Here is a 21,857-nt window from a genome sequence, read left to right on the forward strand (position 1 = left end):
TACAATAGCTAAAACTGTCTTATTTCCATTCAATTTTATTTTAGAAATTAGTATAGCGTGAAGTTGTATTTTGGAAGTAGTAATTTCAAGTTTATAGAATGTTGAAAATGAAATAGTTTATAATTTACTTTTTTTTGATTTATACTTGTCATTATTTAATAGCCAATCTCTAATGACGAAATTATCACTACTGTTTAGATTCTTGATAGTGTGCACACTAGTAACGCTCTTCTCTTGCTCAAAAGATGATGAACTTTCTACTGAAGAATCTTTTTATGATGATGCGGTAACTGATGCCTCCGCAGAGTTATTAGTTGGAACTTGGGCATTTTACAGTGGTACTTATACGGGCCAAAATGTACAATTACCAGTAAATTATTTAGAATGTGGAAGGGATTATTTTCAATTTAAAGAAAATTGGAAATATGTAGATATTCTGTATCAAGACAGCGCTTGCAATACATTGCGCAGCGAAGCAAATTGGTCATTAAGACAAGGTGTCGTGACATTATCAGATGCACAGTCTACGGAAGAATTTGTTATTACAAAATTAAATGAGACTGTTCTGGAACTTAAAATACAGGTAGATGTTGATGCGGATGGCAGTTTAGATACTATTAATCTACAGGCTAGACGGTATGAGCCTAAGGAAATAGACAAATGGTCGACTAGTTTTAAAGCAAATCAAGATGCTCTTAATAGCGGAGAGATTATGCTTGAATGGTCTGGTTATGATGGAGAAGCAGACTTTAGAAATTATGAGGTATATAGAAGTACATCGTGCTCAAAAACAAATGCAGAACTGATTTTTTCAAGCAACCTAAAAACAGAAACTACTTTTTCTGATACCACGCTTACTGAACCTGTAGAGTCTGTATGCTATTATTTAAAAATTTATACATCAAATGGAATTTTAGGAGAAAGCGAACTCGTGAGTATATATACTAATCAGTTAGGTATTGCAGCGATTAATCAATTGGCTCCCTCTGTACATACTAATTCCATTACACTCAATTGGGAACCGTTTAAAGGAAGTTTTTTTGATTATTATGAAATAAGCGTAAGCAATATAGATCCCGGAATAACCGGGTATGGAGAACATCATTTTGTCATAGGTAGAGTTGATGATATAAATACAAAAACATTTACTGATAATAATCCACCCTATTTTTCTAATCCGGTTTACACTATTAAAGTATACACTATTTTTGAAACAACAACCCAATATAGAAGTATCGCAAGTGAGGTGAAAGTCAATTTTAAAAGAGAAAATATTTTGGATGTGGAGCGGATATTTAAATACTTGGTTGACAAAAATAATGATTTTATCTATATCTACGGTGTAGATTCTGGAAGCTACGATTATAATTTGATGAAATATGATTTGCAATCTGGAACTCCTTTAGCAATTGCCAGCAAACAGATTAATTCTAGTAATTCTAGCTTATTACGCAATGTACAATCTGATAATGGTAATGAAGTTCTTGCGGTTTCTGGAGGGGAAATACTAGTTTATGATTCTAACGATTTACATTATAAATACAGTTTAAGCACAGGTATAAATTTTTTAATAGAAGATGTTATCCACTTTAAGGAAGACATATGGATGGTTTTAAGCAATTCTAAAATCTATAGCTTTAAACGTGACAATCAAAAATTCACTTTGATAGATTCTAAGAACCATTTTACAACTTCACAAAATTTTAATGGGTACAGAATGGTTGCTGTAAATGAATGGGATATTCTAATTGGTCACTCAAAAGAAGCTCAAAGTGTATTACTCAATGTGAATTCTTCCGGGCAATTCATATCGCAACCACAGCTAAAGCCTATTGCGTTTGTAGCCAATAGTTCCAGTACTCCCCTATACAACTCGATAACAAATGAACTACTTAATACTGCCACAAAACGTATATATTCGACAAAAACGTATACACAAATAGAATCTTATAACAAACCTTACACCGCTACGGGATTGAGCAATAATGCGAATTTAATTTTAGGATTTAATACTGAAATTACAAGCAGTTATCAAGATGAAGCTGAGTTCACTAAGCAAGCAGTTATATTTAATAGAAGTTCTAAGACTGTAACTCTCAAAGATCTCAATGGATTTCCAGTTCATCTTTTTATGAGTAAGTCTGGAGATATCTATTCAATTTCAAGTGGTTTGAGACATACAAATCTTCAGGATAGTTATGGAAGAAAAAGTTTTTTTGTTGAGAAAATCCGTCCATAGTTTATAGAAAACACTACGGTTTATATGATAGGTTTATAAAAATTACGCGACAAATTATGCATAGCGCTTTATGTCTAATTTTCTGACACTTTCTAAAACTGATCCTATGAATTTTACTATAAATAATTTATTTACAGATAATCTTGAAGCAGACCCTGTTCTTGAAAATTCACGTAGACAGGTTATACAAGGGTATTATTCTTTTGTAACTCCAAAACAAACTAAGCAGCCGCAACTGCTGCACGTTTCTGATGAAATGCTAGAGGAGCTTGGTATTTCGAGAGAGGAAGCTCAATCTGAAAAATTTTTAAGACTATTTAGCGGAAATTCAGTTTTAGAAAATACAGCTCCCTATGCAATGGTCTATGGCGGACACCAGTTTGGAAATTGGGCTGGTCAATTAGGTGATGGTAGAGCGATCAATTTATTTGAAATAGATCACAACGACAAGCATTGGGCGCTACAGCTTAAAGGAGCCGGGGAAACTCCATATTCACGTACAGCAGACGGTCTTGCTGTATTGCGCTCTTCGATACGGGAGTATTTAATGAGTGAAGCTATGTATCACTTAGGTGTGCCTACAACACGTGCATTATCACTTTCATTAACAGGCGATCAAGTGCTTAGAGATGTTATGTATGATGGAAATGCAGAGTATGAACAAGGAGCGGTTGTTTGCCGGGTGGCAGAATCTTTTTTGCGTTTTGGAAATTTTCAAATTTTAACTGCTCGTGATGATAAAGCGGGCTTAAAAAAGTTGGTAGATTTTACACTAAAAAATTTCTACAAAGAGTTGGGGTCTCCATCAAAGGAAACCTATTTAGCTTTTTTCAAAGAGGTAACAGATCGCACATTAGATATGATTATTAACTGGCAGCGCGTGGGCTTTGTTCACGGCGTGATGAATACAGATAATATGTCAATTTTAGGACTTACAATCGATTATGGACCTTATGGATGGCTAGAAGGCTTTGAGTGGGGATGGACGCCCAATACCACTGATAGACAACACAAACGGTATCGTTTCGGAAATCAACCCAATATAGGATTATGGAATTTATACCAGCTCGCAAATGCGTTATTTCCGCTTATTGAAGAGGCAGATGGTTTGGAAGAAATTTTAGATAGCTATAAAACCAATTATGCCGTGAAATCCCTTGATATGATGGCATCAAAATTAGGAATAGAACATGCTACCGATGCTGATTTAAAATTAATAGCCGATTTTGAAAATTGCCTTCAGCTTTCAGAAACAGATATGACTATAATTTTCAGAACATTATCCAATTTCAAAAAGGACAATTCTATAGATGGAATAAATCTTATACGGGATGCGTTTTATATTCCTGAAGAAATTAATGCCGAAAAACAAGCTCAATGGAAGCAATGGTTTAGAGATTACTCACAGCGCTTACAAGCAGATTCTCGCAGTGATGAAGCCCGACAGCAAGCAATGAATTCTGTTAACCCAAAATATGTCTTACGTAATTATATGGCGCAATTAGCTATAAATGATGCAGAAAAGGGTAATTATAAGCTTATCGACACATTTTACAATATGCTTAAAAAACCCTATGAAGATCAGTCTGAATACGAGGAGTGGTTTGCTAAACGTCCAGACTGGGCACGGGATAAGGTAGGTTGCTCTATGCTTTCTTGTAGTTCTTAATGAATTTGCTCAACTACATAAATTTGATAAAGCCAGGTTTTTCAGATGTTGTATATGAGGGTAAGCGTTACGGTGTTACTCGTACCGATTTTAACCAAGGGAAGAGTATAAAGATTTTTGCTGAAGAACTAGGCGGAAACGACTTTATCAGTTTAAATTATTACCTCACATCAACCACAGAACTTCTCAAACCTTGTGAAATGCCTGAAGATAAAGTGATTCATTTTTTGCAGAATTTTAAACTATTAGCTCATAAATCAGTTTAAATATGCTTACTAAAATTGCATTTGGAGGAGGTTGTCACTGGTGTACAGAAGCCGTTTTTCAAGCACTTAACGGCGTTATAAAAGTAGAGCAGGGGTATGTTGCATCAACCGGAATTAATTCAAATCTATCTGAAGCTGTAATCGTACACTATAATACCGAAATTATTCCATTAAGCGTTCTTATAGAAATTCACTTATTAACACATAAAAGCTCATCAAATCATAGTTTTCGATCAAAGTACAGATCTGCAGTGTATTTCATCAATTCGAGTGATGAGAGATTGGTGCTGGAATTACTAGAAGATCTGCAAAATAATTTTGATAAACCTATAATCACTCAGGTATTAGCATTCAAATCATTTGTTGCCTCTCGAGAATCTTTACATAATTACTATGCTAAAAACCCCGACAGGCCTTTCTGTAAACGCTATATAAATCCCAAATTAAACCTTCTAAAAAACCGCTACGCTCATTGTATTGAAAAAGTTTAATAACATACTCCACAATAATTTACTAAACTTATTATACAAATACACCTTAGAATATGTACATCAAGTTGATATTCTGTATTACTTTTGTTTATAATGTTAGACTATAAACTTTACGTATTTTTAATAGTTGCTACTAGACTTAGTTTCTCTAAGGCTGCAGACGAATTGCATATTACGCAGCCAGCAATTACCAGGCATATAAAGCATCTTGAAGACCATTTTCATCAACGTTTATTTGACCGTAAAGGAAATAGTATTTCTCTCACGACAGCTGGTGAACTTCTTTTAAAACACGTAAAAGAGCTCTTTCATTTTCATAAAGAAATGCAGTTTAATATGAATGCATTAATAGATAAAACAGAAGGCGTTTTGTCTATCGCTGCAAGCACAACAATAGCACAGTATATCTTACCAGAAATTCTAGCCAAATTTCATAAACAATTTCCGGGGGTAAAGGTTAAATTGTTTAGTGCAAACACCGAAGTTATTGAACATCAAATTTTAAACGAAGAGGCTCAAATAGGTTTTATCGAAGGTCAAGCAAAAAACCGCGAACTTTCTTATCATCCCTTTATGAATGATGAGATTGTGCTGGTAATTGCAAAAGGCCATCACTTATATGAAGAGGTATCGATTACATTAGCGCATCTTAAAAAGCTTTCGCTTGTGCTGCGCGAAAAAGGATCAGGTACACTAGAGTTTATTATAAATGCGCTTAAGAAAACTCAGATTGATGTTAATGACCTACAAGTTGACATGCACTTAGGAAGCTCAGAAAGTATAAAGTCCTATTTAAAAGCCAAAGAGAGTGTTGCATTTTTAAGTATAAACACAGTAAGTAATGAGCTAAAATCTGGTGATTTGCGTATTCTTGATATAGAAGATTTCACCATAAAAAGAACCTTTAACTATATCGCTAAGCAAGGTTACAAAAATGAATTAGCTCAAATATTTCTCAATTTCATAACGCATCACTATAACATTTTGTAATAATAGATGCCAATATATCATTTGACTTAGCATGCTTTGCCCTGTACATTTGTTCTATAATCAGATAGAATAAATACAGTTTAAATGAATTACGCAGACCGCATTATTGAAAATAGATATTTTAGCTATATTGTATATGGTCTTTTAATAATTGTATGTTTAACCACAAGGGTCAATGCCCCATTAGCCTTGTTATTAGGATTAGTCGTTGCCCAACTTGTTAAAAATCCATTTGAAGAGCTTAGTCAAAAAATAATACAAGTCTTGTTGAAGTGTGCTGTGGTGGGTTTAGGCTTTGGTATGAATTTACAAAATGCTCTTGAAGTTGGAAAAGAAGGCTTTAATTTGACCATTTTTTCTATCACAACCACGCTATTTTTTGGTATTGTTGCCGGCAAGTATTTAGGTATTGATAAAAAAATCTCCCAACTTATCGCCAGTGGTACAGCTATCTGTGGTGGAAGTGCAATAGCTGCTATCTCTCCAATCATACGGGCAAATCCTAAACAAATTTCGGTAGGTCTGGGTATTGTATTTATGCTTAATTCGATAGCCCTTTTTGTATTTCCTGCATTGGGACATTTATTTGAGATGACGCAACATCAATTTGGTATGTGGTGTGCAATAGCCATTCACGATACGAGTTCGGTTATAGGTGCTGCAAATGTGTACGGTAATGAAGCTTTACAAGTTGCCGCAACGGTTAAACTAGCTCGTGCATTATGGATTATCCCGGTCTCTATATTTTTTGTTCTCTTTTCTAAGGGAAATTCGCGTAGTATAATCATTCCTTATTTTATTCTGTTTTTTATCCTTGCAATCGTGGCAAGTACCTACTTAAATCCGGTGCAAGTTGCAGCTCCGTATATAGTTTCCGCATCAAAAATTTCGCTCACGTTAGTATTATTTCTAATAGGAAGTACTCTAAATTTTAAGTTACTTAAAGATGTAGGGATGAAGCCTATTCTACTAGGCATAGGTCTATGGATATTTATAGCTGTGAGTTCATTACTGGTAATAATGAATTAAATGTAACTCGTCTTACGTTTTATTTGATGTTAAATTAAAGCCTATTAACGAGCTATAAAAACTGAAATTCATAATTATGCGTAGATAATATAAACCCTTATTTACTTAGTAATGAAAATTTTTAAACCTCTAATAGTACTTGCAATCGCTGCGCTCTCTCTACAATGTGATGCGCTTGATGATCTTACAAAATTTGATCTGGATTATGAAAGCAGCGTAACAATACCATCAAATTCGTTAGTGAATTTGCCGTTTACCGTTGAAACTCCGGCAATGCAGACTAATTCAGAATCTGTATTTGAATCAAACAATACCAATAAAGATTTGATTGAAGACATCAACTTAAAAAGTATGCGTCTTACAATTACAACCCCGACAGATAAGACATTTAGCTTTTTAGAGTCTATTGAAATATTTATTTCAGCAGAAGGAGTTGATGAGATATCATTGGCGGTATTAAACCCTGTGTCGGCAAATGCCACCGGTGTTATTAATCTCGATACAACCGATGCCGATCTAAAAGAATACATTAAAAAAGACAGTTTTAATTTGCGTATTCAAAGTGTAACTGACGAAGTTATCGATGAAGATGTTCAAATAGATATTTTAAGTGTATTTGCCGTAGATGCTAAGATTTTAGGTATTTAATAGTATTTTATTTAGACCAATAATTTAATTATTTAGAAACCGGCAATAGTCTAATATTGTCGGTTTTTTAGCTACTTCAACCTAAACCTAATTTGCACTGATGTTACAAAAAAAACCTACCCTTATCCTTCTTGCTTTTTTTGCAATTTATGTATTTTGGGGTTCTACCTATTTATGGAATAAAATGGCGGTTACCGAGTTGCCTCCCTTTATGTTAGGTGGTTTTCGATTTTGTACTGCCGGACTTATAATATTTGGTATTGCAGCCTCTTTAGGTCATTCCTTACGCATTTCAAAAAAGCAGTTGGGTAATTCTATATTGGCCGGTATTTTATTTTTATCTGTAGGTAATGGCGTTTTTGTGTGGGCATTAAAATATATAGATAGTGGTTTTGGTGCTTTAATTGCCTCGATGTATCCGCTATTTATCATTTTAATAATGATGGTAATTCAAAAGAGAAAATTAAAAAAAATGACTATTGCTGGAGTCGTTTTAGGATTGATAGGTATGTTATTACTTATAACCCAACGTCGCTTGAGTATAGAGCCTAATTTCTGGTTGGGTGTGGGACTGGCTTTAACTGCAATTTTAAGCTGGAGCTCAGGGAGTTTATTTGTGGCAAAAGTGGAAACTCCAAAGAATCATTTTGTTTCAACAGCGTATCAAATGACTGCAGCGGGGTTAGTTCTTATCATTGCAAGCGCTTCACTAGGCGAGGAGTGGAGTAGCCCGTTAAACTGGACGAGTCGTACTCAAATTGCACTTACTTGTCTTATTCTCTTCGGAAGTATTGCGGCTTTTTCAGCTTTTAATTATTTACTTAAGAATGTGGATACAGAAAAAGTGTCAACATCTGCTTACGTAAATCCTATTATTGCTATGTTTTTAGGTTGGTATTTTTTACACGAGACCGTCACTACCCAATCTGTAGTTGCTGCTGCAATCCTATTAACAGGTGTCTATTTTATAAATGCCGGAAAAAGTAAAGGCGACAAGGAAGCAGAAATGCTGGTAGCTGAAGAGTAACCTTAAAATGCTTTTCTGGTTTCTACGAATATAATATTAAGAACACGCCAATAAGAATTCCGGTTAACGGAACCAGTTTTTTACGTTTGTTTTTCTCTTTAAATAGAATTCCTCCCAGTACAACCGCAATGATAAACTGACTTCGTTTAATTGCTGAAAGCAGCATAATCAAAGCTTCAGGATCCTGTAGCGCTTTAAAATAAAAATAATCTGCAGTTTGAAGTAATACACCCACGGCAATAATTGACCACCTAAATGTAAAAGTCTTTCTTTTTTCAGCTTTCGGAAACCAGGTGATTAAAAGAATTGTTAGTAGAATCAATATGGTGTACCAGCAAAACCAAAATTGTAAAGTCTGTGGATTTAAGACTAAGCTTTGGACAAGGAATTTATCATATAAACCGCTAGATGCTCCCAAGAAAGTTGCAATCACTATGGCTAAAATCCATTTGTTTCTTTTAAATATGATTCCTTCGCGTTTTCCAATCTTTGAATAAAGTATCACCGAAAAAATGATAACAAAAAATCCCAGCCACTGTAATGAATTGGGCTGTTCTTGATAAATTAATAAAGCACCTATAAATGTAAAAAACGGACCTGCTGAGCGTATGGGCGTGACAATTGTTATAGGCAAATGCTTTAGCGCTTCATAGGCCAGAATCCAAGAGGTGGCCATTATCGCAGCTTTAATAATTATAAACCCGTGTACGTTCCAGGGAATTTCAGTTATATAAAAACCCAACTCTTTTGTTGATTCTGGAAAATATACAGAACCTATATAGAAAGGGAGTAAAAGTGCAAATCCAGAACATAAAGTTCCTAATAAAACAGGAAGAACGGCATTTTCTCGTACAGCGTGCTTTTTACATAAATTGTGTAAACCAAGAAAGAGGGCCGCAAGAAGGCCTAAATACATCCACATTTCGCGAATATAAGTTTTTACAATCTGTGTCTAAAACCCAAAAAAGCAGTTAATAAATAAAAAAACTAATTAAAAGGCTAATTCATAGTGATTGGCATCTTTTAAACGTAATTTTGGCACCATAGTTGAATACTATAGAGTAATTATTAAACATTAAATATTATTATGAATAACGGAACAGTAAAATTTTTCAACGAGACCAAAGGATTTGGATTTATTACAGAAGAAGGTGTTGAAAAAGACCACTTTGTTCACATTTCTGGATTAGTTGACGAAGTTCGTGAAGGCGACAAAGTTGAATTCGATCTTAAAGAAGGTAACAAAGGATTAAATGCAGTAAACGTACGCGTGATCTAATACATACATTTAAGTAAGAAATAAACGCCCATCAATTTTTTGATGGGCGTTTTTGTTTTTATAACTAGAAAGTATGTCGCTGCTCATCTGTAGCAGATGCTCCCAGTAATTGATTGTAAATTTTAATTCGGTTGAAATCTGCTGTAATCTCATCTGAAAGTATAACTCCAGAAATACCAGCCTCCAAAAGATCTTTAACAGCTCTCTTTTGAATTCCTACCGATCCCAATACCGGAGTTTGTGTTTCTAAAGCTTCAGTAATTAATTGATAGCCCATTTTACCGAGACTTTTTGGCTCCACAGTTTTATCTGCTGTTTCAAAGGGAGCAAGATTTATATAATCTATGTTTGCTTCAATTAACTGTTCACACTCCAGCAAATTTGTGGCTTTAGCACCGATAATCTGCCAGGTGCAGATATGATTTCTAGCAGTTTGCAATACACCTTTTTCTATAAACTCAAAAAATACGCCGTCTGCTTTAACTTCTCTGGCAATTTTATAATTATCAGTTAGAATTAACCGGGTTTGATAATGTGCTGTAAGTGCTCTCACGTCTTGCACTAACTTTAAATATTGCTTTTCCGAAGAACTATCAAAGTCTAACTGTACCAGCTCAATACCAGATGTACACGCTTTCTGAATATGTTCCAGTTGTTCTTCAGGCGTTTTTCCTTGTGATTTATAATGGAGTTTAGGTATGATCATCTTATAGATATTAAAGCTTTAGTATTTGTAAATATACAGTTGTGTTTTATAGAAAGGACGAGAAGTAAACAAAGAATATTTTAACTTCATATAAGCCTAAAAAACAAAGTCCCGGAATACCGGGACTTTGTTTTAAAATATAAATCAACGAATAATTTGAGCGTGTTTTACGTTATTCGGCTTCTACGGTAAGCGAGTCAGCCATTGCCAATTCTTCATTTTCATCGTTGTACGTAGGTATAGATTCCTTTAGGCGCGTAAACTTTTCAAGACGTTCAGATTCATCTTCATCACCTGAGAAATATGGAAATACATCTACAATAGGAGATTCAGAAACAGCAGGAATTGTAAATTCTCCCATAGTATCTTTCATAGTAGTCAGCGTATTTTCATAAGCCTCTTTTACATCATTTGCCTGTACCAGCAAATACATATTCGTTTTACGCTCTTTACCACTTTCTTCGTCAAATGCGATTAATGATATTTTTGATTTAAACCAGCGATCACTATTTTCAAAAGGATGAATCTCTGCGAAGTTTGCTACTTTAATATTGGTGATTTTAATTTCTTCACCTTCCATTAGATACGCAGCCATCTCTTCAGTAATACGGCTTTCTGCTTCGGTATAAGAAACTGCATCTACAAGAAAAGGTTCTGTTTTCACCTTTTGCGTGGCTGACGCTTCATCAAATTTTCTATATTTTACCTTACATTCATACCAAGTTGCACTCATAATTTTCAATTTTAGAAATTCAAAAATAGGATTTAGCCTATAGCAAATACTTCAAAAAAAGAGATAGATATTCACAATCTGAAAAGCTATTTTTTATTCAGCTAGGTGGTAGCGGGTTACCTATTTTAAAGCGGATTCTGATTTTAATTTACCACTTGTATTAATTAGAAAGCTTCACCATCGCCTAGAAGTATTTTAAGATACCTATGTGTAATGCTTGGGTGAAAAAGACGGCTAATTTCTATATTTGCAAGCATTCGCATAAAATTATAAATGTGTTAGAAAACAGAAGGCAATTACCCCAAGAACACGACTTAGATCCTGATAAATTTATTTATTGTTTAGAAGGCGTCTCTGATGTAGAATCAAATCAAGTTACACAGGCACAAAAAAGCCTTGAAGAACTTGCGCTGCAATTTGGTATAGCAAGTATCTATCAAACTTGCGATACCATAGAAGGTCTAGAGGCGAGTTTAAATACGCTGGTTTTAGCCGATCATTATTTTAAAGAATACGAAATTATTTACCTGGTGATGGCTGGGGAAGCTAATAGTATTTGTTTAAATGATTATTACTACAGTTTTCAAGAAATAGCTGAGCTATTTGAAGGAAAGTTGCGAGGAAAAATTGTTCATTTTTCTAGTGCTAAGGTGCTGGATCTGGATGAAGAAGAAGCACAATATTTTCTGGATATAACTAACGCAAAAGCGGTTTCTGGCTATGGAAATAGTGTTGATGGGTTAAGCAGCTCCAACCTAGATAAACTATTTTTTAACCTGTTTAAAGAGGATGATGATATTTTTGAAGTGGTAGAAAAATTACATCAAAAACAGTATGCCGCTTGCAAAATGTTGGATTTTAGAATGTATTACTAAAGTTTCGACTAATATAAGATATCCATCTAACTGCGTTGTGATTTTGCGTTACGGAATGGTTTCAGTAATATAAAAAGTAACGTATATAGCAGTAATAATAGTAAATACCAGGTATTTGCCATTAAATCCAAGTAATTAAGCGTTCCTTTTGCAAAACTTAATATCATCAACACCTGCGCTCCGTAGGGCAAGAGTCCTTGTATAATACAAGCAAAAATATCGAGAATAGAAGCTGTTTTTTTGTTATCTAAATGGTACTCATCATTAATAGTTTTTGCGATAGGACCGGCGATAATGATAGACACCGTATTGTTTGCAATCGCCATATTTATCGAACTAACCAAAGCAGCAATCCCCAGTTGTGCCGTTTTTTTGTTTTTAATAAGCTTCTTAATTGTTACCAGAATAAATTCGATACCGCCATTACTTGCTACTAGAGCAGCAAGACCTCCAGTAAGAAGTGAAAGTAAGAATATTTCGGTCATATTAGTAAAACCTTCGTAAGCGATTTTAGTAGATTCTATAAGTGTAAAATCTCCATAACCTATACCTAGAATTCCTGCAGCAATAACGCCTAGAAATAGAGTGATAAAGACATTAAGACCTACTATCGAAAGCGCAATTACTAGAATATAAGGTAGAATTTTAATCACCTCATAATTATAATCGGTAGTGTTTGCTGCTGCTCCGGTAAGATCAATTCCCTGATAGATTAAAATTACAAGAGTACCTACAGCAGCCGGAACCGCAATTTTTATATTCTGCTTGAATTTATCACTCATTTTTGTGCCCAGAGATTGTGTAGCTGCTATAGTTGTGTCTGATATAACCGATAAATTATCCCCAAACATACTACCACCCAGCAATGCGCCCGAAAGTATAGCGAGCTCCGCATCACTACTGGCTGCAAAACCTACCACAATAGGAGCGAGGGAAACAATAGCGCCTACAGAAGTTCCTGTAGAAACCGAAAGAAAGCCGGCAATCACAAAAATACCTACGTAGATATACTCTATCGCAATATAATCGAGTCCCATATTTACAATAGCATCTACACTACCCGTAGCATTTGTAATTGCAGCAAAAGCACCAGCGAGTAAATAAATTAAGCACATCGTCAAAATTTTATCGTCTCCGCAGCCTTTTAGTAAGATGTCAATCTTTTCATTTATAGATTGTCTAAATAGTATAAATGCCACAACAATGCCTACAATAACTGCGATAGGAGCAGGAAGTGCATAGAAGTCATTTTGATAAATACCTACACCAAGAAAGGTAAATACAAATACAAATAGAGGAATTAGAGCTGAGAATTTTGGGGTTATCTTGAGTTCTGCCATTTTACAATTTTGTACTCAAAAGGAAATAGCAAAAATTACATAGACTTATGCGTTAACATTTTTTCCAAGTAATTGGCTTATCTATTTTAGCACCTTGCTTGTTATTGCAGGTTGCTATCTCCCTTATGAGATTCTGGATAATTAATTTAAGGCGGCAAAAGTAATACGGGAAAATTGAATAAAAGTATATTAAAAGTTAAAATTTAGTTTTCTATAGTAAATGTGAAAAATTGGTAAGACTAGGAGGGAAGTGATTAGATCTAAAAATTACAATTGCGCGTATATTTGCCTAAAACTAGATTGAAATGAGCAATGAAGATTTTATGTTAGAAGCTGTGAATGCAGCTTTACGCGGAATGCAAAATAATGAAGGCGGTCCCTTTGGTTGTGTGATTGTTAAAGATGGGAAAATTATAGGTAAGGGAAATAATAAAGTAACTTCTACAAATGATCCCACCGCACATGCAGAAGTTACTGCTATACGTGACGCATGTAAAAATTTGAATTCGTTTCAACTGGATGGCTGTACAATTTATACTTCCTGCGAACCTTGTCCAATGTGCTTGGGTGCGATCTACTGGGCGAGACCTGAAAAAGTGTACTACGGAAGCAGTCAACAAGACGCAGCTAACATAGGTTTTGACGATGCCTTTATTTACAAGGAAATACCATTACCTTACGAAAAACGCAGCATCCCATTTGAACAATTAGCTCCGGAAATTGCTATAAAACCATTTCAGGAATGGACGAAGAAAGAAGATAAAACGGAGTATTAATATTTGGGATTAATTATTAATTCTGAAAAGACTTAGTTCAAATAACTAAAAAGTTAGTTTTAATAGAGAGTTTAATTCTCAATATTAATTTCAAGTCTTTATCCTTTTAAAATATTACGATGCAAAACGGCCTCAGAAAACTTTGGTCACTCAATAGGCGAATGAGCGTACATATTATAGAGATCTAGCAATACATATTATTAATAGTTTCAATTTTAAAGGCTAGTTTAAAGTAATATTAATCAGTTTCAATGTTTTCTAAAATATAGCGATTTAGCCGTGATTGTTTCCAAAGTTTTGTGCAGCCTTGATTTTTTTGTTTCTTTTTGTATCAAGACAAAAAGATATGCAAACTCTAAAAATGTTTAATTATAGTTCCATAGTGAACAGGTGTATAGAAATTTTAGAGCGTGGATTTGAGCCAAGAAAAATTTTATACTCTTGTGGCTAGCTTGCGAGAATGGCGTAGAAAAAAATTTTACTGGATTTTTCTTGAATACGAGAACTATAATTAATAGCAAAAGGTTTAGCTTTTTTTGGTGTGGCCAAGCGTGGCAAATTGAGTTTAAAATAAATGCCATAAAGCATTTAATTTTTTAAAAACAATAAAGCGGTTGGGCGCGGCAATTTTACGTAGCGTCTAATTATAGTACAAACAGCAGGATGTTTCTTATTTAGTACTAAACCCAAGAGCCAAATGTTTAATGACCCCAGTACTACAGTTTATTGTGTATTCAATACTTTCTGGGATATTTTACATAATATGGAATTATAGCTTACGAATATAAAAAGAAATTCAGGTCGTAAAATGGCTGTAACATAATTGTAGATATAACTAACACTGACGTGTTAGTTATATCTACAATTATGTTAAATACGCTGTATTCGCCATTTTACTCATATATTATATTTGTACTATAATTTACATTATGTAAAATAGAATTTATAGAAGCTCTTTGGCTTCTTCATTTATTACCTATTTAAAACTTATTCTTGATTTTCTAAATCCAACTTCTCTATGCGGCCACGGTAATGAATATTTGAGCGTTGTGAACTCTGTACAGAATAATCTGCGTGTAAACTCGGACTAATATTTAGTATGAAGTCATAATTTTCATTTCCCTGAGTATCTCTTGCTGAAAATGTAATTACATACATTCCTTTTTTTGTATCGACTTTATAATCTTTATAGAGTCCGTTTACTGTAATACCGGTTTCTCTCGAATTGTAACTGCCACCCATACGACGCTCTCCAAAATATGGTAAACTGGCGTGAACGCTATCACCTTTTATTCGTAAGAAATTAGAATTGCCTATAAGATTAATTTGGGATGCACTGTTTCCGGGACCTAAAATATTACTGTTCAAAACTGCACTTACAGCAACGGTATTCATAGGCATTGCCGTAGTTGCTTCAAGTGAATATTGTTTAGCATCAATCCATTGATTGAGTGATTCGTTAGACCTAACATCAACTCTAGAGCTTGCGCAACTCAGGATTAAAAGACTAGTTATAAGTGTATAAATTGTTTTCATACTATAAAATTTTAGTAGCGATCTTGCGCTTATCCAACATTATTTACAAAGGCTCTGTATTTTAATAATGCCACAAAAAACGCACCACCTATTGCATTACCAGCTAAAGCAACAGCTTCTACACTTAAGAAAGTACCTAAACTCACTTCGGGTCCGCTAATAAATGCTGCAAAAACTTCGATGTTACCTATAATACTGTGGTGTAAACCGGCAAATGCCATGGTTGCTGTAATTAAAAATATAATAATAATTCTGCTTACCGTATCTTTTGAAGAAGTTACTAACCAGGATAGTAAACCCATCATCCATCCTGCTAATATTGCGCTCACCAGAATTACCGGAAGACTAAAACCAGCAACATGCTCTCCTATTTTTACGATTGTTTTGGTATCGAATATTCCCAGTTGAGGACCTATCCACACAAGTACAAATGCAATTAAACATCCTCCCAGAAGATTACCAAAAATGACAAGACCCCATAAACGCAATAAGCTAAAAATACTGTGTTGTCTGTTTAACACCGGTAAGGTTAATAATGAGGTTTGCTCTGTAAATAAAATAGATTGTCCCAGTACAACCAGAATGAATCCTAAAGGATAGACTAGCGCTATAATTTTAAAAAGACTCTCTACTGCTAGACTATCTGAATAGTAAAAAAATACGCTACATAATAACATGTAACTGAAGCCTATTTCTAAGCCAGCAGTTAATGAGCTCATAATTATACTACTGGTACTCAGTGTATAAATTTTTTGTCCCTCACAGATCTGCTCTTTTAGAATTTCACCGTGGCTTTTTGCCTGTGAATCTTCCGATTTTTCAGACTTTTCTAGTTCTTCGTCTATATTTTTTTGTTTGTCGTCTTCTTCTTCAATCATAATGTTCTTTTCCACACTGCAAACGCCTCAGCTTGCAATAGTTGTTTTAGGTTAAATTCGTTATATCGTTTTTCAATAGTACTTCTATAAAATAAATCACTATAAATATATCCTGCATTTTTAGCATCTTCTGCAGAGCCACTAAAATAAATTACAGATAGCGATGCCCATCGTGTTGCTCCTAAACACATTAAACATAGTTCGCAGCTTGTATACAAAATACAATCTTCAAGCGATTTACTACCTAGCTTTTTGCAGGCTTCTTGAATTACAGCTATTTCAGCGTGCTGCGTACAGTCTTGGGTTATACCTACTTGATTATGACCTTCAGCAATTACTTCGCCATCTTTTACCACAACCTGCTCCAAAGGCTCCTCCTCCATCGATCTCTTGTCCTTTCTGTGCCCACTGTATAGCTTTACGCATAAAGTGCTTGTGAGAAGTGTCGTTCATAAAACTGCGAACTCGTTAATTAGTAAATCGATTTGGAATTTGGAAATATAAGTCATCTCCCAGAAATAGAATTTGGCTATAAGAAAACCTTAGCGTTATATACGCTTATTATCAAAAGATGGATCATAAAATGATAGTCCGTGCATTACGATATTTACTATTCAATCGCATTTTATTTAACAGCAATTTAGAAGATGCATATTCTTAAGGCTTATAATCTATAGTATATTTGCGCTATTGGTGTGTATTACACTTAATAAATTAACCGATATCTATAATGTTTAGAATCTGTTAGTCTTGATCATTTTAATCTATTAATTATGCTTATCTGGGGTATTTTTATCGTCTTTATTCTTATCTGTTTAGCACTTGACCTGGGTGTCTTTAATAAGGAAGATCATGTTATAAAAAGTAAAGAAGCGGGAATCTGGACAGCTGTATGGTTTAGTATTGCAATGGCCTTTAGCGGAATCATTTACTGGCTCTTTAATGCGAAATTAATAGAAAACCCAACAAATATTTCTGCAAATACAGCAGTTTTAAAATACATAACAGGTTATCTAATTGAGTTATCGTTGAGTATAGATAATGTATTTGTAATCGCAGTAATCTTTTCCTCTTTTGCAATACCTGCAAAGTTTCAGCATCGTGTATTATTCTGGGGGATTTTAGGTGCGATAATTTTTAGAGCGTTAATGATCGTTTTTGGGGTAGCGCTTATCAATAAATTTGAATGGATTATCTATGTTTTTGGTGCTTTCTTATTATTTACAGCGTATAAAATGCTTAAGTCTGAAGATGACTATAATCCGCAGGAATCAACTATTTACAAATGGGTGAAAAAATTATTTCCGGTAACTACAACCATCGAAGGACACGCATTTTTTCTTGTGGAAAATGGAAAAAAAGCAGCCACTCCCCTTTTCCTAGCACTTATAGTAATTGAATTAACAGATATTCTTTTTGCATTAGACAGTATCCCTGCAATATTGGCTATTACTGCAGATCCTTTTATAGTATTTACCTCAAATATTCTTGCCATTCTTGGATTACGATCGATGTACTTTTTAATTTCTAGAATGCTTCAGAAATTTAGATATATAAATTATAGCCTTGTGGTTATATTAGCTTTTGTGGGTCTAAAAATGATTTTCTCTCATTTAATTGAAGTTCCGGAGTGGCTTTCACTTGCTGTAATTATTTTAGCTCTTGCAGGTGGAATTTTAGCTTCGGTTTACATAAAAGATTCTTCTTCTACAGATATTGATCCACAGCCTTGAAAGTTGAACATAAACTTTAAGTTTAATTAACGCTATGATGTCAAAGAAAGCCTAAAGTATGTGGTATGCTGTCTTTCATTACGTAATTTTAGAAAACAATTAAAAAAATAAGATTATGAATTATAACTTTGAGTATAATGATGTAGCTGCTAGCGCAGCATTAGAAGACTTTACAAGAGAACAATTAGATAAATTAGTTCATAAATACGATTTTATCGTACGTGCAGATATTTTCTTCAAAACTGAGAATACATCTAGTGATGAGACCGGCAAAATTGCAGGTATACGCTTAAGTGCTCCGGGACCTCGTTTGTACGCAGATCATAGTTCAAAAAGCTTTCACGAGTCTGTCAAAGAAGTTATGCGCGAACTTAATATCCAATTAAAGAAGCGTAAGGAAAAGATGAAATCTCACTAATACATATACTATGAAATCTATTGCAAGAAATGAAAACCAGATAACCTTGATTTATAGTAGTACAAGCCGTGTTGGTGAGCGTACTCACGCACATATATCTGCAGTTAAAGATAAAGAGTTACATACTATTGACGTAGCTAAAAATCCTTTAACAGGTACTCAATGGGCTGAACTTGCTGAAGAACTTAATAAACCAATGCGCGAATTATTGAGTTTTGATGAAGTGAGTGATGATGACGAAATTAAAAATGGTGATTTTGATGAGAATGATTATGTAAATATTCTCAAGAACAGACCAGAGTTATTTGCTCATCCGGTTATTATACATCAAGATGTGATGAAGCAAATTACTAACCCAACGCAGGCACAAGAATTTTTAGGTGTTGATAGCGCCGGACTCGATAAGAAGATGATGCACGAAGAGCCTACGATATCAAGTACTACCAAAAATGAACGTTTTATTGACAAACCAGAAACGGGTGATCATAACTAAAAAAAAGGCTAGTTTTTACTAGCCTTTTTTTATTTCTGTTTCTAAAGTTTATCAATCTTCAATCTTATTCTCAAAATTTCCATTAAAAGCAAATTGATCTACTTTAAAGCGGGTACGTTTTTCTTCGAGTTCGTCCGCTCTCAAATCTTTCGGAAGCGTGTCGGGATCGCCTCCATATCGACCTAATGCCACAGCGGTAGCCACATCAAATTCTGATGTAAAACCAAATTCACTATGTGCCTTTACAGGATCCAGACCACCCATTTGATGTGCCCCTATTCCCTTATGATTGGCTTGAATGACCACATTTCCCATAAATAATCCTAAATCGTGCATTGCATGTCTGTAATGCTCGCCCTCATTATTTGTATTCTTATAGGCCGTTAATAATAAAGCCTGAGCATTTTTTGCCCAGTCTTGATTAAATTCTACAAGACATGAAAGAATTCTATCAAAAACAGGATCTCCTTTTATTCCATAGATAATACGCCAGGGTTGCTGATTAAAAGAGCTCGATGCCCAGCGACCTGCTTCTAGAAGTTGTTTAACTTCAGAAACGCTAAGCGGGACATCGTCAAATGCACGCGGACTCCAGCGTGATTTGATTTCATCCATAATTTCATAATCGGTAGGTGTAATTTTTGTAATCTCTTTCATAGCTTAATTTTTTGAAAGAAGTTAATGGTAAAGTACCATATAGGCATAGTTTTAACGCTTATTAACGCAAATGAAATCGCCTATTTATTTTCAGATTTCTGCTCGATTAGCGCTATAGAAGCGGCTACCGTTTCCATGTTATCAAGCTCATCATCTTCTATGGTAATATCAAAAGCATCTTCTACATCAAGCACGATATCTACTAGATGGGTGGAGTTAATATTTAAGTCATTTACAAGATGACTATCTTTTGCAATGCTTGCAGCATCGACATCTTCAGGTAAGTAGGGTTTTATTATTTCTGTAAGTTTTGCGTAAATCTCTTGATTCATATGGGTTATTTTTTTCGCCTTTGCGAAATTATATTTTTTTAAAAATAAGACAACAGTTAACATCCCCAAAACCAAAACTTGCTTTTGCCAGAATATTAAATTCCAGATTCATTCGGCCTCTAGGAATACGATTTTCTGAAACCACTTTAAGTATTTCAGGGTTAATCTGTTGTAAATTAATATTCGGAAATAAAAACTGATATTTTAATTGCAATACCGAAGCAACACATTCTATACTTCCCGATGCAGCCAGGCAATGACCGGTCATCCCCTTTAACGAATTTATATAAGGAAACTCTTGACCACTTCTGTCAAGTGCCTCACTCCAATTTTTAATTTCAAGATCATCTTTAGATGTTGCTGTGAGGTGGCCATTAATTACATCTACTTCTTCCGCGGTAATTTGGGCGTCTTTTACGGCGTCTGTTATACAGCGCTTTACAGCAATAGAATTAGGCGCAGTCATCGAACCTTCTTGACGTTGGCCGCCACTATTACTCGTACCACCTATAATTTCTGCATATATTTTTGCTCCTCGTTTTTGAGCACTTTCTAATGTTTCTAAAACTAACGCTCCTGCTCCGCTTCCCGGTACAAAGCCGCTAGCATCTGAAGCCATTGGGCGTGATGCTTGTGTAGGGTTTGCATTATATTTTGAAGGTAATATGCGTAGCGCATCAAAACCACACCAAACATATGGACCGCCGTCACTTGTACTTCCGGCGAGCATACGGGTTGCTTTTCCATTTTTTATACGCTCGTAGGCAAGCAAAATTGCTTCGGTACCGGTTGAGCAGGCAGACGAGTTTGAAGTTACCAAGTTGCCTAAGCCCAGCATACCACCTAAATAGGCACTTACACCGCTACTCATCGTTTGTTGTACGCTCGTGCTGCCTAAACGTCTCGTATTGCCCTCATCAACTTTATATATACTCTCCCGATATTTATCTACCCCGAGAGTACCTACGCCAAAAATGGTCCCACTATCAAAATCACAGTTCTCTTCGTCGATTTTTAAACCTGCATCTGTCCAAGCCTCCATACCTGCTGCAACACCATATAAAATACCTGCTGCATTAAAATTGCGTAATTGTAATGGGGTAAAATATTTTGCTTTTACAGCTTCTGAAATCAAAGGCATCCCTCCTATCTGACAAGAAAAATTCAGTTTCTCCAGTTCACTGTAAAAACGAATTCCACTTTTTCCACTTTCGATAGCCTCTTTGAAGGCAGGAACACCTACACCATTAGGAGAACATACTCCTAATCCTGTGACTACAACTCTTGTATTTTGCATTAACTAGGTTTTAATATTCCTGAAAATATTCCGCTACAAACTAACTCTCCAGCTTGATTAAACATCTTCACTTTTGCCTTTAACTTATGAAATCTAAAGTACTCCAATTCAGACTTAACGCTTACTTTCTCATTAGGAAATACAGGCTTAAAAAACTGCACATTATTTTCTGTCATTGCTACGGAAGCATTGTTTTTAAGATCGATATTTTTTTCTCTAAGAAGATATATTCCCAGACTTACCAGACCTATTTGCATCATACATTCTAGTAAAATCACACCGGGTGTTACCGGAAAATTTTCAAAATGCCCTCGGTAAAAATCTGCCGTATCTACAAAGGTGTAATCTCCTTTAATATGTTTATCTGAAACTTCTGTAATCGTATCTACAAATAGAAACGGCTGGGTATATGGCAGCTTATCAATTATTTCTTGATGTGTCACAA

The 21,857-nt window shown here is 34.8% G+C and carries 25 protein-coding genes and 1 riboswitch; of the genes, 14 read left to right on the forward strand and 11 right to left on the reverse strand.

The genetic code is table 11. The annotated features are described in order from the left end of the window. Window positions 1-208: 208 nt before the first annotated feature. The 8 genes from DSM00_RS05185 (at window position 209) to DSM00_RS05220 (ending at window position 8,359) form a co-directional block, all read left to right on the forward strand. Window positions 209-2,239 carry a fibronectin type III domain-containing protein gene (locus tag DSM00_RS05185; RefSeq protein ID WP_128756964.1) on the forward strand — a complete coding sequence of 677 codons (2,031 nt, stop codon included), beginning with the start codon at window positions 209-211 and terminating at the stop codon, window positions 2,237-2,239. A gap of 106 nt (window positions 2,240-2,345) precedes the next feature. After that, window positions 2,346-3,908 (forward strand): protein adenylyltransferase SelO, encoded by a 1,563-nt coding sequence (locus tag DSM00_RS05190; protein ID WP_128756965.1) that lies wholly within the window; start codon window positions 2,346-2,348, stop codon window positions 3,906-3,908. Further along, window positions 3,908-4,174 (forward strand): peptide methionine sulfoxide reductase, encoded by a 267-nt coding sequence (locus tag DSM00_RS05195; protein ID WP_128756966.1) that lies wholly within the window; start codon window positions 3,908-3,910, stop codon window positions 4,172-4,174. The genes DSM00_RS05190 and DSM00_RS05195 overlap by 1 nt, the downstream gene beginning before the upstream one ends. Window positions 4,175-4,176: 2 nt before the next feature. Continuing rightward, a complete protein-coding gene (locus DSM00_RS05200; protein WP_128756967.1) occupies window positions 4,177-4,665 on the forward strand; it encodes a peptide-methionine (S)-S-oxide reductase in 489 nt (162 codons plus the stop codon). 93 nt (window positions 4,666-4,758) lie between these two features. Then, entirely contained in the window at window positions 4,759-5,655 is an 897-nt protein-coding gene (locus tag DSM00_RS05205; protein WP_128756968.1) for a LysR family transcriptional regulator, read from the forward strand. A gap of 84 nt (window positions 5,656-5,739) precedes the next feature. Then, window positions 5,740-6,684, forward strand: coding sequence for a YeiH family protein (locus DSM00_RS05210; protein WP_128756969.1), 945 nt, complete (start codon window positions 5,740-5,742; stop codon window positions 6,682-6,684). A gap of 111 nt (window positions 6,685-6,795) precedes the next feature. Continuing rightward, complete coding sequence (locus DSM00_RS05215) at window positions 6,796-7,332, forward strand: hypothetical protein (protein WP_128756970.1); 537 nt, start codon at window positions 6,796-6,798, stop codon at window positions 7,330-7,332. A gap of 100 nt (window positions 7,333-7,432) precedes the next feature. Then, window positions 7,433-8,359: an EamA family transporter gene (locus DSM00_RS05220; protein WP_128756971.1), complete on the forward strand. Its 927-nt coding sequence runs from the start codon at window positions 7,433-7,435 to the stop codon at window positions 8,357-8,359. A 22-nt stretch (window positions 8,360-8,381) separates the two neighbouring features. Here the strand turns inward: DSM00_RS05220 and DSM00_RS05225 are convergent, their stop codons facing one another. Then, the gene (locus tag DSM00_RS05225; RefSeq protein ID WP_128756972.1) at window positions 8,382-9,281 is read right to left on the reverse strand and encodes an EamA family transporter; all 900 of its coding nucleotides are present in this window, start codon (window positions 9,279-9,281) and stop codon (window positions 8,382-8,384) included. Between the two features lie 165 nt (window positions 9,282-9,446). On the opposite strand from DSM00_RS05225, the gene DSM00_RS05230 reads away from it, so the two are divergent. After that, window positions 9,447-9,638: a cold-shock protein gene (locus DSM00_RS05230; RefSeq protein WP_128756973.1), complete on the forward strand. Its 192-nt coding sequence runs from the start codon at window positions 9,447-9,449 to the stop codon at window positions 9,636-9,638. 64 nt (window positions 9,639-9,702) lie between these two features. On the opposite strand, the gene DSM00_RS05235 is transcribed toward DSM00_RS05230, so the two are convergent. Continuing rightward, the gene (locus DSM00_RS05235) at window positions 9,703-10,344 is read right to left on the reverse strand and encodes a thiamine phosphate synthase (protein WP_128756974.1); all 642 of its coding nucleotides are present in this window, start codon (window positions 10,342-10,344) and stop codon (window positions 9,703-9,705) included. 172 nt (window positions 10,345-10,516) lie between these two features. Next, on the reverse strand, window positions 10,517-11,077 hold the full coding sequence (locus DSM00_RS05240) for a DUF4494 domain-containing protein (protein ID WP_128756975.1): 561 nt from the start codon (window positions 11,075-11,077) through the stop codon (window positions 10,517-10,519). A 275-nt stretch (window positions 11,078-11,352) separates the two neighbouring features. On the opposite strand from DSM00_RS05240, the gene DSM00_RS05245 reads away from it, so the two are divergent. Further along, window positions 11,353-11,952: a DUF6642 family protein gene (locus DSM00_RS05245; RefSeq protein ID WP_128756976.1), complete on the forward strand. Its 600-nt coding sequence runs from the start codon at window positions 11,353-11,355 to the stop codon at window positions 11,950-11,952. 26 nt (window positions 11,953-11,978) lie between these two features. Here DSM00_RS05245 and DSM00_RS05250 read toward each other — a convergent pair whose 3' ends face one another. After that, entirely contained in the window at window positions 11,979-13,292 is a 1,314-nt protein-coding gene (locus DSM00_RS05250) for a Na+/H+ antiporter NhaC family protein (protein ID WP_128756977.1), read from the reverse strand. Window positions 13,293-13,340: 48 nt separating this feature from the next. Further along, window positions 13,341-13,438, reverse strand: a riboswitch (SAM-I-IV-variant riboswitch). Between the two features lie 159 nt (window positions 13,439-13,597). On the opposite strand from DSM00_RS05250, the gene DSM00_RS05255 reads away from it, so the two are divergent. After that, window positions 13,598-14,068, forward strand: coding sequence for a nucleoside deaminase (locus tag DSM00_RS05255; protein WP_128756978.1), 471 nt, complete (start codon window positions 13,598-13,600; stop codon window positions 14,066-14,068). A 987-nt stretch (window positions 14,069-15,055) separates the two neighbouring features. Here the strand turns inward: DSM00_RS05255 and DSM00_RS05260 are convergent. The 3 genes from DSM00_RS05260 to DSM00_RS05270 are packed head-to-tail and all read right to left on the reverse strand — an operon-like array spanning window position 15,056 to window position 16,865. Further along, the gene (locus DSM00_RS05260) at window positions 15,056-15,604 is read right to left on the reverse strand and encodes a DUF4251 domain-containing protein (protein WP_128756979.1); all 549 of its coding nucleotides are present in this window, start codon (window positions 15,602-15,604) and stop codon (window positions 15,056-15,058) included. Between the two features lie 29 nt (window positions 15,605-15,633). Continuing rightward, window positions 15,634-16,497: a formate/nitrite transporter family protein gene (locus DSM00_RS05265; RefSeq protein ID WP_317127832.1), complete on the reverse strand. Its 864-nt coding sequence runs from the start codon at window positions 16,495-16,497 to the stop codon at window positions 15,634-15,636. Continuing rightward, window positions 16,479-16,865: a nucleoside deaminase gene (locus DSM00_RS05270; RefSeq protein WP_241652359.1), complete on the reverse strand. Its 387-nt coding sequence runs from the start codon at window positions 16,863-16,865 to the stop codon at window positions 16,479-16,481. Before DSM00_RS05270 ends, DSM00_RS05265 begins: the two co-directional genes overlap by 19 nt. Window positions 16,866-17,255: 390 nt before the next feature. Here DSM00_RS05270 and DSM00_RS05275 point away from each other — a divergent pair, with 390 nt between their 5' ends. From DSM00_RS05275 to DSM00_RS05285, 3 genes are all read left to right on the forward strand, one after another. Next, window positions 17,256-18,215 (forward strand): TerC family protein, encoded by a 960-nt coding sequence (locus DSM00_RS05275; RefSeq protein ID WP_128756980.1) that lies wholly within the window; start codon window positions 17,256-17,258, stop codon window positions 18,213-18,215. A 115-nt stretch (window positions 18,216-18,330) separates the two neighbouring features. Beyond that, on the forward strand, window positions 18,331-18,633 hold the full coding sequence (gene hpf / locus DSM00_RS05280; RefSeq protein WP_128756981.1) for a ribosome hibernation-promoting factor, HPF/YfiA family: 303 nt from the start codon (window positions 18,331-18,333) through the stop codon (window positions 18,631-18,633). Window positions 18,634-18,643: 10 nt separating this feature from the next. Continuing rightward, window positions 18,644-19,126, forward strand: a complete 483-nt coding sequence (locus DSM00_RS05285) for an arsenate reductase family protein (protein WP_128756982.1) — start codon at window positions 18,644-18,646, stop codon at window positions 19,124-19,126. A gap of 51 nt (window positions 19,127-19,177) precedes the next feature. Here DSM00_RS05285 and DSM00_RS05290 read toward each other — a convergent pair whose 3' ends face one another. From DSM00_RS05290 to DSM00_RS05305, 4 genes are all read right to left on the reverse strand, one after another. Continuing rightward, entirely contained in the window at window positions 19,178-19,783 is a 606-nt protein-coding gene (locus DSM00_RS05290; RefSeq protein WP_128756983.1) for a nitroreductase family protein, read from the reverse strand. An 80-nt stretch (window positions 19,784-19,863) separates the two neighbouring features. Beyond that, window positions 19,864-20,115, reverse strand: a complete 252-nt coding sequence (locus DSM00_RS05295; RefSeq protein WP_128756984.1) for an acyl carrier protein — start codon at window positions 20,113-20,115, stop codon at window positions 19,864-19,866. A gap of 28 nt (window positions 20,116-20,143) precedes the next feature. Further along, entirely contained in the window at window positions 20,144-21,412 is a 1,269-nt protein-coding gene (locus DSM00_RS05300) for a beta-ketoacyl-[acyl-carrier-protein] synthase family protein (protein ID WP_128756985.1), read from the reverse strand. Further along, window positions 21,412-21,855: a 3-hydroxyacyl-ACP dehydratase FabZ family protein gene (locus DSM00_RS05305; RefSeq protein ID WP_128756986.1), complete on the reverse strand. Its 444-nt coding sequence runs from the start codon at window positions 21,853-21,855 to the stop codon at window positions 21,412-21,414. The genes DSM00_RS05300 and DSM00_RS05305 overlap by 1 nt, the downstream gene beginning before the upstream one ends. Window positions 21,856-21,857 lie beyond the last annotated feature (2 nt).

Source organism: Leeuwenhoekiella aequorea (assembly GCF_004104375.1).
Lineage (GTDB): Bacteria > Bacteroidota > Bacteroidia > Flavobacteriales > Flavobacteriaceae > Leeuwenhoekiella > Leeuwenhoekiella aequorea.

Excerpts from the sequence above, each read along its gene's own strand:
- DSM00_RS05275 (WP_128756980.1), top strand. The coding sequence starts at position 17,256 with ATGCTTATCTGGGGTATTTTTATCGTCTTTATTCTTATCTGTTTAGCA.
- DSM00_RS05300 (WP_128756985.1), bottom strand. The coding sequence starts at position 21,412 with ATGCAAAATACAAGAGTTGTAGTCACAGGATTAGGAGTATGTTCTCCT.
- DSM00_RS05220 (WP_128756971.1), top strand. The coding sequence starts at position 7,433 with ATGTTACAAAAAAAACCTACCCTTATCCTTCTTGCTTTTTTTGCAATT.
- DSM00_RS05205 (WP_128756968.1), top strand. The coding sequence starts at position 4,759 with ATGTTAGACTATAAACTTTACGTATTTTTAATAGTTGCTACTAGACTT.
- DSM00_RS05200 (WP_128756967.1), top strand. The coding sequence starts at position 4,177 with ATGCTTACTAAAATTGCATTTGGAGGAGGTTGTCACTGGTGTACAGAA.
- DSM00_RS05290 (WP_128756983.1), bottom strand. The coding sequence starts at position 19,783 with ATGAAAGAGATTACAAAAATTACACCTACCGATTATGAAATTATGGAT.
- DSM00_RS05230 (WP_128756973.1), top strand. The coding sequence starts at position 9,447 with ATGAATAACGGAACAGTAAAATTTTTCAACGAGACCAAAGGATTTGGA.
- DSM00_RS05270 (WP_241652359.1), bottom strand. The coding sequence starts at position 16,865 with ATGGAGGAGGAGCCTTTGGAGCAGGTTGTGGTAAAAGATGGCGAAGTA.
- DSM00_RS05240 (WP_128756975.1), bottom strand. The coding sequence starts at position 11,077 with ATGAGTGCAACTTGGTATGAATGTAAGGTAAAATATAGAAAATTTGAT.
- hpf (WP_128756981.1), top strand. The coding sequence starts at position 18,331 with ATGAATTATAACTTTGAGTATAATGATGTAGCTGCTAGCGCAGCATTA.
- DSM00_RS05285 (WP_128756982.1), top strand. The coding sequence starts at position 18,644 with ATGAAATCTATTGCAAGAAATGAAAACCAGATAACCTTGATTTATAGT.
- DSM00_RS05225 (WP_128756972.1), bottom strand. The coding sequence starts at position 9,281 with ATGTGGATGTATTTAGGCCTTCTTGCGGCCCTCTTTCTTGGTTTACAC.
- DSM00_RS05250 (WP_128756977.1), bottom strand. The coding sequence starts at position 13,292 with ATGGCAGAACTCAAGATAACCCCAAAATTCTCAGCTCTAATTCCTCTA.
- DSM00_RS05195 (WP_128756966.1), top strand. The coding sequence starts at position 3,908 with ATGAATTTGCTCAACTACATAAATTTGATAAAGCCAGGTTTTTCAGAT.
- DSM00_RS05255 (WP_128756978.1), top strand. The coding sequence starts at position 13,598 with ATGAGCAATGAAGATTTTATGTTAGAAGCTGTGAATGCAGCTTTACGC.
- DSM00_RS05190 (WP_128756965.1), top strand. The coding sequence starts at position 2,346 with ATGAATTTTACTATAAATAATTTATTTACAGATAATCTTGAAGCAGAC.
- DSM00_RS05260 (WP_128756979.1), bottom strand. The coding sequence starts at position 15,604 with ATGAAAACAATTTATACACTTATAACTAGTCTTTTAATCCTGAGTTGC.
- DSM00_RS05295 (WP_128756984.1), bottom strand. The coding sequence starts at position 20,115 with ATGAATCAAGAGATTTACGCAAAACTTACAGAAATAATAAAACCCTAC.
- DSM00_RS05235 (WP_128756974.1), bottom strand. The coding sequence starts at position 10,344 with ATGATCATACCTAAACTCCATTATAAATCACAAGGAAAAACGCCTGAA.
- DSM00_RS05215 (WP_128756970.1), top strand. The coding sequence starts at position 6,796 with ATGAAAATTTTTAAACCTCTAATAGTACTTGCAATCGCTGCGCTCTCT.
- DSM00_RS05210 (WP_128756969.1), top strand. The coding sequence starts at position 5,740 with ATGAATTACGCAGACCGCATTATTGAAAATAGATATTTTAGCTATATT.